Consider the following 265-nt stretch of genomic DNA (forward strand, 5'->3'; position numbering starts at 1 on the left):
CCGATACTGCCGGCGCCGAAGATTCTCGAGCCAGCGAACTGAAGATACAGCTGGTGGGACCCCTGACCATCGCAGCAAACCTCTACCTGCATAACGGCGAACGCGCGTTGCTGGACTACGGGGCAAGGAGGGACATAGCTGAGTCCCTGGCCGTTGGAGTGGCGGACCACATACGCCGCGTGTATCTGCACGAGATTGACGAATGGGTGGGGCTCTTCACTCAAGACGCGGTCTTCGACGAGAGAGAATTCGATAGTCCGTTGTT

At 58.5% G+C, this 265-nt stretch carries 1 protein-coding gene; it reads left to right on the top strand.

Annotation, left to right across the window (positions count from 1 at the left end):
• Positions 1-265 (top strand): hypothetical protein (locus tag SB764_RS41090; RefSeq protein WP_410866910.1); only part of this gene is annotated, 265 nt, incomplete at both ends.

Source organism: Paraburkholderia sp. SIMBA_027 (genome assembly GCF_046535315.1).
Classification (GTDB): domain Bacteria; phylum Pseudomonadota; class Gammaproteobacteria; order Burkholderiales; family Burkholderiaceae; genus Paraburkholderia; species Paraburkholderia tropica.